General features: G+C 69.6%; 8 protein-coding genes. 5 read left to right on the forward strand and 3 right to left on the reverse strand.

What is annotated here, in order from left to right:
* The first annotated feature begins 17 nt into the window (after window positions 1-17).
* The 3 genes from VM221_06475 to VM221_06485 are packed head-to-tail and all read left to right on the forward strand — an operon-like array spanning window position 18 to window position 4,651.
* Complete coding sequence (locus VM221_06475) at window positions 18-2,294, forward strand: O-antigen ligase family protein (protein ID HUT74463.1); 2,277 nt, start codon at window positions 18-20, stop codon at window positions 2,292-2,294.
* The gene (locus VM221_06480) at window positions 2,266-3,567 is read left to right on the forward strand and encodes a neutral/alkaline non-lysosomal ceramidase N-terminal domain-containing protein (protein HUT74464.1); all 1,302 of its coding nucleotides are present in this window, start codon (window positions 2,266-2,268) and stop codon (window positions 3,565-3,567) included. The genes VM221_06475 and VM221_06480 overlap by 29 nt, the downstream gene beginning before the upstream one ends.
* Before the next feature lie 46 nt (window positions 3,568-3,613).
* Window positions 3,614-4,651: an iron chelate uptake ABC transporter family permease subunit gene (locus tag VM221_06485; protein HUT74465.1), complete on the forward strand. Its 1,038-nt coding sequence runs from the start codon at window positions 3,614-3,616 to the stop codon at window positions 4,649-4,651.
* Window positions 4,652-4,738: 87 nt separating this feature from the next.
* Here VM221_06485 and VM221_06490 read toward each other — a convergent pair whose 3' ends face one another.
* The 3 genes from VM221_06490 to VM221_06500 are packed head-to-tail and all read right to left on the reverse strand — an operon-like array spanning window position 4,739 to window position 7,282.
* Window positions 4,739-5,899: a hypothetical protein gene (locus VM221_06490; protein ID HUT74466.1), complete on the reverse strand. Its 1,161-nt coding sequence runs from the start codon at window positions 5,897-5,899 to the stop codon at window positions 4,739-4,741.
* Between the two features lies 1 nt (window position 5,900).
* The gene (locus VM221_06495) at window positions 5,901-6,728 is read right to left on the reverse strand and encodes a zf-HC2 domain-containing protein (GenBank protein HUT74467.1); all 828 of its coding nucleotides are present in this window, start codon (window positions 6,726-6,728) and stop codon (window positions 5,901-5,903) included.
* On the reverse strand, window positions 6,725-7,282 hold the full coding sequence (locus VM221_06500) for an RNA polymerase sigma factor (GenBank protein HUT74468.1): 558 nt from the start codon (window positions 7,280-7,282) through the stop codon (window positions 6,725-6,727). Before VM221_06500 ends, VM221_06495 begins: the two co-directional genes overlap by 4 nt.
* Before the next feature lie 253 nt (window positions 7,283-7,535).
* On the opposite strand from VM221_06500, the gene VM221_06505 reads away from it, so the two are divergent.
* Together VM221_06505 and VM221_06510 are read left to right on the forward strand one after the other, a co-directional pair.
* Entirely contained in the window at window positions 7,536-8,657 is a 1,122-nt protein-coding gene (locus VM221_06505; GenBank protein HUT74469.1) for a DUF362 domain-containing protein, read from the forward strand.
* Window positions 8,658-8,674: 17 nt separating this feature from the next.
* Window positions 8,675-9,097, forward strand: coding sequence for a hypothetical protein (locus VM221_06510; GenBank protein HUT74470.1), 423 nt, complete (start codon window positions 8,675-8,677; stop codon window positions 9,095-9,097).
* Window positions 9,098-9,100: the final 3 nt, after the last annotated feature.

The raw sequence follows: 9,100 nt of genomic DNA on the forward strand, positions 1-9,100 counted from the left end.
GGGGCGAGACCTGAGACTTGAGATCTGACATTCCAGGGGTCACCGGAACGGAACGCGCGTCTGTATGGCTGCGCGATGCCGTGATCGTGGTCGCGCTGCTGGCCGCGCCTCTGGTATGGGGTGGATTCCAGGCCTCCGGCCTCGCCCTCATGTTCTGCCTGATGGCGCTGGGGTGGATCGCCTACCTCGCCGCCGCGCTGCCGGCGCGGCGCGAGTTGGCGCTGGTGCGCACGCCCCTCGACCTGCCGCTGGCGCTGCTGCTGGTCACGGCGCTGGCCTCCGCGGCGTTCGTCTCCGTCAACCACTACCGCAGCACCCTCGAGTTCTATCGCCTGCTCACCGGCGCCATGCTGTTCTGGCTGATCGCCAACCAGCCGTCATCGGTCGGACGCCGCCGCCTGTACCTGGGGGCGCTCATCCTGGCCGCGGTTGCGGTCTCGTGGCTGGGGGCGCGGGAGTATGTCGTCCAGCGCGTGCTCGGCTCCAACCCGAGCTGGCGGGTATTCGCCACCTTCTTCAACCCCAATGAGCTGGCCGGCTTCGTCGGCCTCGTCGTCCCCCTGGGGGTGGCTGCTTTCCTGTGGTCGCGCTCGACGGCAATGCGCATTATCGCCGGCTTTGCGACGCTGCTCATCATCATGGGGCTGCTGCTCACCGGCTCGCGCGGCGGGTGGATCGCCTTCGCCGGCGGCATCTTCGTCTTCGGGCTGCTGGCGGGAGTGGCGTTTCGGCGCACCCGGTTGGCGCTCGCGGTCGCGGTGGTGACGCTGGTGCTGATGGCGCTGGTGGCGCTGGCGGTGACGCCCCTGCGGCTGCGGCTGCTGGGTTCGTTCTCGGGGCAGCAGCACTCCAACATGTTCCGCTACCTCACCTGGCGCGGCGCCGAGCTCATCGCCGCCGATCATCCCTGGCTGGGTATCGGCCCCGGCGCCTTCGAGTTCGCCTACCCGCGCTATGCCATCGGTGGCTTCACCCGCATGGCGCACCAGAACTACCTGCAGATCGCCGCCGAGATGGGCGCGCCCGGTGCCATCGCGTTCGGATGGATGCTGGGCGCTTTCTTCTGGCTCGCGGGCCGGGGCTTTCGGCGGCTGCGCGACCGCGAGAGCCGGCTGCTGTGCGCGGCCTGCATCGCCGGCGTGCTGGTGTTCTGTCTTCACAGCTTGCTCGACTACGGCTGGTACATCGGCGCCATCCAGTTCACGGTCTTCGCGCTCTTCGGCCTCGCGGCCAACGCCGCCGCCCCCGCGGCTGCGGACACCGCCGCGCGGCCGGACAACCAGCGCGAGCCCGGCGCACGCAAGCAACGCGGCGCCCCGGCCCCGGCGATGCCCGCGCCGCTGAGGGTGTGGCGCCGGTCACTCAGGCTCACCAGCGCCGCCGCCTGGATGACGGTGGCGGTCGCCGCCGGCGTCGCCGCCCTGGCGGCGGTAGGGCCGGTGCGCGCCTACCTCGCCAACGCCCAGCGCCAGCAGGGACGCGCGGCCGAAGGACGCGGCAACCTGCTGACGGCGGAAAGCTACTATCGCGCGGCGGTGCGCCTGGCCCCCGGGAGCGGCGAGTACCACCGCGATCTGGGGCGCGTGCTGGGCGCCCCGCGGGGCATCGCGGAGCTCGAGCGCGCGATCGCGCGCGAGCCCACCAATGCCCTCAACTACGTCGTCCTCGCCAAGCTCTACGATATGGTGGGGCCGTGGAACGAAGCCGCCGCGCACTACCAGCGTGCGATCGAGCTCTACCCCAACTACCTTATCGCCTACCGTGGTCTCGCCGAGCTCGAGGCCCGCCGCGGTCGCCCCGGGAACGCGCTCACCCTCTACCGGCGCATGATCGCCATCGAGCACAGCCCCTACGAGCGCTACCGGGCGCTCGAGCAGCGGGTGGAGGCGGAATACGCCTATGCCCACTACGCCCTGGGGCGGGAGGCGCTGGAGCGCGGCGATGCCCGGACCGCGCGCACCGAGCTCGAGCGCGCGCTGGAGATTCTGCGCCGGCGCAAGACGCAGGGGGCGCCGATGCTGAAGGTGCTGCAAGCGGCGGGGGAGTACACCCCGGCGATCGAGCGCGAGCTGGAGGCGCTGCGGGCGCGCATCTGGTGGCGCCTGGCGCAGTTGTGGGAGCGCGCGGGCGACCGGCAGAAAGCCGACTCGCTGCGCGTGCAAGCGCGGCAACTCGCGCCCGAGGTGGCACGCCTGGTGGAAGAGGAGCCACCTCTTTTCCTGAAGCCCACACCACAGACTTCGAACCATGGAGGTGCACCAACAGATGTTACGAGCAGGAGCAGCACAGGTTGAAATCACGCCCGAGCCGGGCGTGTGGCTGACGGGGTACGCCAACCGGGTGCGGCCGGCGACGGGAACCCACGATCCGCTGTGGGCGCGCGCGCTGTTCCTCGAGAGCGAGGGCAAACGCGCGGTGCTCGCGGCGGCCGACATCATCGGCTTCGATGACGAGTTGGTGACGAACGTCCGCCAACGCGTTGCGCGCATGGCGGGTATTCCCCCCTCTCACGTCATGCTGGCGGCGACGCATACGCACTCGGCGCCCAACGTCAGGTGTCTGGAGCGCATGGCGCCGGTGGACCCGGCGGCGGTCGAGCGCCTGGCCGAGGGGCTGACGGGGGCCATCGTCGGCGCCGCCCGCAGCGCCGAAGACGCCGCCATCGGCGCCGGCTTCGCCACCGGCACCATCGGCGCCAACCGTCGCCGGCGCACGCCGCAGGGAGCGATCGTAATGGAGCCCAACCCCGAGGGCCCGGTGGACCGCCGGGTAGGGGTGCTGCGGGTCGAGGGCAAGCGGGGGACGATATGCGTGATGCTCAACCACGCTTGCCACGGGGTGGTGCTGGGGCCGGATAACTTGCTGTACTCGGCTGACTGGCCGGGCGCGGCCGCGCGCGCGGCGCAGGCGGCAACCGGCGGCGCCGTCGCGATTATGACCAACGGCGCCTGCGGCGACATCAACCCCGCGGAGCGCGGCGACTTCGACGCCGTGGAACGCCAGGGCGCGACCGTCGCCCGCATCGGCCTGGGCATCCTCGACCAGCTCCAGCTTTCCTCGCAGGTGGAGATCGAGGCGGCTAGCCGGCGAGTCAGCCTGCCTACCCGCGCCCTCAGCCTGGAGGAGGCGACGCAGATCCTCGAGGGTTCCCGCGCCGACCTCGCAACCGCCCGCGAGTCCGGCGAGCCGGCGGCGATTCGCGTCTGTGAGATCATGCATCCCTGGGTGCAGGAGATGGCTGATCTTGCGGTCGCCGGCGCGCCGCCCGAGCCGGTTATCGCCGAGGTCCAGGCCATCACCGTGGACGACATCGCCCTGCTCGGCCTGCCGGGCGAGGCCTTCGTCGAGATCGGCACGAATATCACCTCCGCCTCCCCCTTCCGCCACACCTTCATCATCGGCTATGCCAATCGCCTGGCGGGGTATCTACCGACGCGGCGGGCCTTCGAGGAAGGCGGCTACGAGGTCGAGGTCGCGCCCCGTCTCTACGGCCTCGCGCCCTTCACCCCGGAGGTGCAGGAGCTCATTGAGGGCGCGTCGCTGGCGCTGCTCAAGTCGCTGAGGTAACGAACATCGGGGGCGCGCGGTATCGCCCCCGCGGCTGGTCTCGCGCATGACGACCACGGAGACATCTGATAGCGCGGCAGTGCCGCAGACCCACGTCGTGCGCCGCCTGCTCGCCACCTGCGCCGTGCTGGGCGTGATCTTGGTGGGGGCGGCGGCGACGGCGGCGAGCCTGGGGCAGTATCCAGTTCCCCTCGCCGACCTGTGGGCGGCGGCGCAGGGGCGCGCGCCGGAGAACATCCGCCACCTGCTGGTGACCGTGCGCCTGCCGCGCATCGCCCTGGGCGCGCTGGTGGGACTGGGGCTGTCGGTGGCGGGCGGCGCCTTCCAGGGCATGCTCATGAACCCCCTGGCCGACCCCTATCTCATCGGCGTCTCATCGGGGGCGGCGCTGGGGGCGAGCGTGGCCATCGTCCTGCGGCTGTCGGGGGCGGCGGGGGAATTCGGGGTGCCGGCGGCGGCTTTCCTGGCGGCGCTGGCGACGATGGTGCTGGTTTATCGGTTGGCGCAGGTGCGCGGCAAGATCCGGGTGGAGAGCTTCATCCTGGCAGGGGTGGTGGTGGGCAGCTTCATGTGGGCGCTGGTGACGGTGATCATGGCGAGCGCGGGCCAGGAACTGTCGGAGGTCGTGTTCTGGCTCATGGGAAACCTCTTCGTCGAGGGCTGGCGACCGGTGCTGGTGGTGCTGGGGGCGACGACGGTGGGGGCGCTGGGGGTGTGCGCGTTTGCGCGCGACCTCAACCTGCTGACGCTGGGGGAGGAATCGGCCCAGCAGCTCGGGGTGGACGTCGAGCGCCTCAAGCGGCTGGTGATCGTGTTCGGGTCGCTGCTGACGGCGGCGGCGGTGTCGTTCAGCGGCATCATCGGCTTCGTGGGGCTGGTGGTGCCGCACATCGCGCGCAAGCTGGTGGGGCCGGATCACCGGGTGCTGCTGCCGGCCGCGGGGCTGATCGGCGCCGCCTTCCTCGTTCTCGCCGACACCGTCGCGCGCGTGGTCGGGCCGTGGGAGCTGCCGGTGGGGGTCATCACCTCCCTGCTCGGCGCCCCGTTCTTCCTCTACCTGCTCAGCACCCGCACGCGGGGGTGAGGCGTAACGATGCTTCGCTTCTGGCGGTGCCCCGTTGTACGGTCCTTGTGGAGCCGTGTGCTGGCTGTGCGGCTACGGTTGCCCTCCTCACGGCCCGCTACCGCTACCCGACACCTCGAGCTGCGGCTTGGGTACGATGTAGATTTCGGGGCGCCGCTTTCCCTCTTCGTCCTTCGTTTGGGTGATCACCTCGTGCAAGTTGGCCTGCTGAACGATGAGCGTCAGCACTTGGCCCAGCGGCGCGCGGTAGATGCGAGCCGTGATCCTTAGCTCGCGCGGCACCGCCGCGACGGTACGGATAGCTATCCCCGACGCCTGAGAGAGCCGATCCATGGCTTCGCCAATCGTCGCATCCTTGATGTCCAGGTCCACCAGCCTGTCATCTCCTTCGAACGGCGAAGATGATGCCATGCGCACGGTCCCCAGTGTGGAACCACCCGTGAACATCGTGCCCCCTGCGAATTGCTCTGCGCTTACCGCCGTCGCGACAACGCCAGGTCCAGTCACCTCCAATTGCGGCTTCGGCGTTACGTAGATCTCCGGCACGTTCCCTTCGCCTCCAGCACGAGAAACGCTGTAGGTGAGGTTGGCTTTGCCGACGATCTTCGAAAGCAGATCGCGCAGCGCCAGTCGGTAGATTCTGGCGGTGATCCTCAGGTCGCCAGGCACCCCTTCCACGACCTTGATTGGCACCCCCGAGGCCCGGGAAATCTTCTCCATCGTCTCGCGGATTGAGGCGTCCTTGACCTCCAGGTCCACCAGCGCTTCGTCGCCCTTGAAGGACGCCGGCATCGCCACGCCTGGGTAAGGTGACGGCGCAGCAGCTACCGCGAGCCGGCGCACCACGTCGCGGAGGGCGGCCTCGCCACTCGGGACCGTCACCGCCCCCACGATCGGGACCTGCGAGCCGCCGACGGTGGCGGTGGGCGCAGGGCCCATGATATAAGCATTCAGCGGCCCAAACCGCTGGTACACCAGACCGGCGGCCTTGCAGACCATATCGAAGGCGGCCTCGGGGTCGGCAGCGGAGATATCCATCGTGACGTGCAAGTCCTTGGGGATCTTGTCGCCCAGAATTACCTCGCGGTCCATCGCCTTGGCGATTGACCTGAGCGCGTCCCCAATGGGTGCGTCCGTCAGCTTCAGCTTGAATGGCTTGCCCTGCTGGCCCTGCTCGGCTGCACACAGGGTGCACAGCAGCGTCGCGAGCGCGGCGATCGTCCAGGCGAGCTGCAATCGTCTTTTCACGTCAACCTCCTTGACTGCGCGACTGCGGTTCGGGTCCGGCATTATCGCATGCGATGCGGATGGCGCGCGGGGAGCCGTCGGGGTTGCGTTCCACGACCTGTTCGACAACCGACTTCGCGCGGTCCGGGAACGACACCTCAACCTGGCAGCTGGACAGGGGCGCCCACTCTGGCGGCGGGCCGAGGAGCAGGATCAGGCCAATTGCGGGCGACGGCGCAGCGGCGACAAGCGACTCGGGTTCCGCTGCGTCGGCTGGCGGCGCGGGGGCGGGCGGTTCGACCACCTCGGGCAGCGCCGGCGGCACCTCTTGCGCGCCCAGCGCGGGCGGCGCGGACGGCGTCATCCGTGCTGAGGGCCGCGGGGCGTACGGGCGGTGGGCGACGCGGCGTGCCGGGCTGGGGCCCGGGGCGCGCTGCGGAGCGGCCTCGCGGATGACTCCGGTCGGCGACGGCTTGAGCGGGGCCGGGTGTGCTCGCGCCGCGATCCGCTGTGGAGACGGTCCGGACCGCGGTGGGCCGGCATCAGTACGTGTCCACAGCCACACCGCCAAGACGACGGCGGCCACCGCCAGGCCCGCGCCCACCCATGTCCGCCGGAAGCCCCAGCCGGCGCGGGTTGGCGCACCTGCGGGCATCAACACCGCGCGCTCCGGCGCCGCCTCGATGGCGGAGAGCGCGCACAGCGCCGCCTGCGCCTGCTCCCACGCCGCGGCCTCAGCCCGACAGCGGCCGCAGGTGTGGAGGTGCGCGGCCACCTCGGCGCGCCGGTGCGCCGGCAGGTCGCCCTCCACGTACTCGCCCAACATCCGCGTGATCTTGCGGCACTTCACGGCTGGGTCCTATCCTCCTGGGCCGCCCGCACGTACTCGTCCTTGAAGGCGCGCTTGGCGCGGTGGACGGTGACCTTGGCACGGCTGAGCGACCAGCGCAGGCAGTCGGCGATTTCCTGGTGCGACAGGCACATGGAGTAGCGCAGAACTAGCACCAGCCGGTGGGCCGGCTTCAAGCGCGCGAGCACGGCGCGCACCTGCTCGACTTCACCCGGCTCGGGCGCGGTTATCGGCTCGACTGCCGCCGCCACGGGCTCGGGGCGGCGGCGGCGCCGGGCCTCGCGGGTGACGTTGACGGTGATGCGGTATAGCCAGGTGCTGAAGCTCGACCGCCCGACGAACTTCGGCAAACCCCGCCAGGCGCGCACGAACGTCTCTTGGAGCAGGTCCTGAGCGTCGTCCGGATTGCCGCACAGATTCAGGCACAGTGTGTACACGTAGTCCCCGTGCCGCCGATAGAGCTCGTCCAGGGCGGCCGTATCGCCCTGCTGGACGCGTGCGATGAGGGCGGCCTCGTCTGCGGGTGCGCGAGTCGCCCGCTTCCCGTCGCTCAACCAGAGCTCTCCGCGGTTGCCATATCGGCTCGGGATCATCTTCTACTACCTTTGACGCACCCTCGACCATGAAAGGTTACAGGCTCGCGGCTACGGCTTCATTTCGGCGGGAGTGCGGCCTCCCCTGGCCTCTCGGAAAACCTCGGGTCAAGGCGCATGTTCATTCTTGACCCTGGCGAACGCATCAAGTAGAATACAGCGAGTCCGCTTGGTCGTCGCTCGGCGGGGCACAAGCACGTTCACGGGGGCATGAATGCCAAAGACGGTTTATTTCGCCAACAGGCGCGCGGCGGGTCGCACTCCGGGGCTGCTGCGCAAGACGGCGCAGTTGTTCGACCGGGCCAGGTTCGCGCGCGCCATCAACCGCGGCGACCTGGTGGCGATCAAGACTCATTTTGGCGAGTCTGGCAACACCGCGTTCCTGCCGCCGATATATGTGCGCGTGATCGTGGACAAGGTGCGAGCGGCGGGGGGCAAGCCGTTTCTCACCGACACCAATACCCTCTATCGCGGCGAACGCTCCAACGCGGTGGATCACCTCGCGCTCTGCTGCGAGCACGGCTTTTCCTATGCGGCGATGGGGTGCCCGGTGATCATCGCGGACGGACTGCGGGGAGGTCATTTCGTCGAGGTGCCGGTCAACGGCAAGCACTTCCAGCAGGTGCGGATGGCGGGCGACATCTTCCACGCCGACGCCTGCATCGTGCTGTCGCATTTCAAGGGGCACTGCCAGATGGGATTCGGCGGCGCGCTCAAGAACGTGGCCATGGGCATGGCGAATCGCGGCGGCAAGCAGGCGCTGCACTCGCAGGTTTACCCCGAAGTTGACGCCGACCTGTGCACCGCGTGCGGGCTGTGCGCCAAGTGGTGCCCGGCGGACTGCATCACCATCGTCCGCCAGCAGCGGGCGCGGATCGGCAAGCGCCAGTGCATGGGCTGCGGGGAATGCTCGGCGGTGTGCCCGACCGGGGCGATCGCCGTGCGCTGGGGCGATTCGCAGCGCAAGGAGCAGGAGCGCATCGCCGAGTTCTGCCTGGCGGTGACGCAGCAGAAGCAGGACCGCATCGGGTTCATGAACTTCCTGCTCAACATCACGCCCGACTGCGACTGCTTGACGAAGAGCGACGCCCCGATCGTGCCCGATATCGGCGTCATGTCATCGTGGGACCCGGTGGCGATTGACCAGGCCTCGCTCGACCTGGTGAACGCGCAGCAAGGCTTTGCGGATTCCGAGTTGAAGAGCGGCCACGAGCCGGGCGGGGACAAGTTCCGCGGCGTCAACCCCCATATTGACCATACGATGCAGTTGGCCTACGCGGAGGAGATCGGCGTCGGCGAGCGCAAGTACAGCCTGGTGCGGCTCGACAAGGAGTGAGGGGTCGGGAGGCAGAGATGGCCGGCGGCGAGGATTTCGCTGAGGAGGTAGTGCGTCAGGTGCGCGAGGCGGGCGAGCGGCGCGAGCAGGACGACAGTGATCTGAAGCCCTCGGAGGAGCTGATCGCCGACGCGGACATGCGGCGGCGCGAGTTGGAATTGCTGGCCGAGCTGGAGCAGGCGCGGGCGGAGGACGCGCAATTCGAGGCTCGCTACGGCGTGACCTTTGGCGAATTCCAGGCTGCGTTCGACCCGCAGGCCGACGAGCAGACTGGGGAGGACTACCTGGCGTGGTCGCGCGCCGCGGAGCAGGTGCGCATGCTGCGCCACGAGCTGGCGCGGCTGCAGAAGCAGCGTCCCCGGCGCGGCGGCCGCCCGCCGGCGCCCGCGGACGAATCCGAAGATGACCCCGGCGCCAGGCCGCGGGGTCGAGTTTCGTAGCCC

Source organism: Armatimonadota bacterium (assembly GCA_035527535.1).
Classification (GTDB): domain Bacteria; phylum Armatimonadota; class Hebobacteria.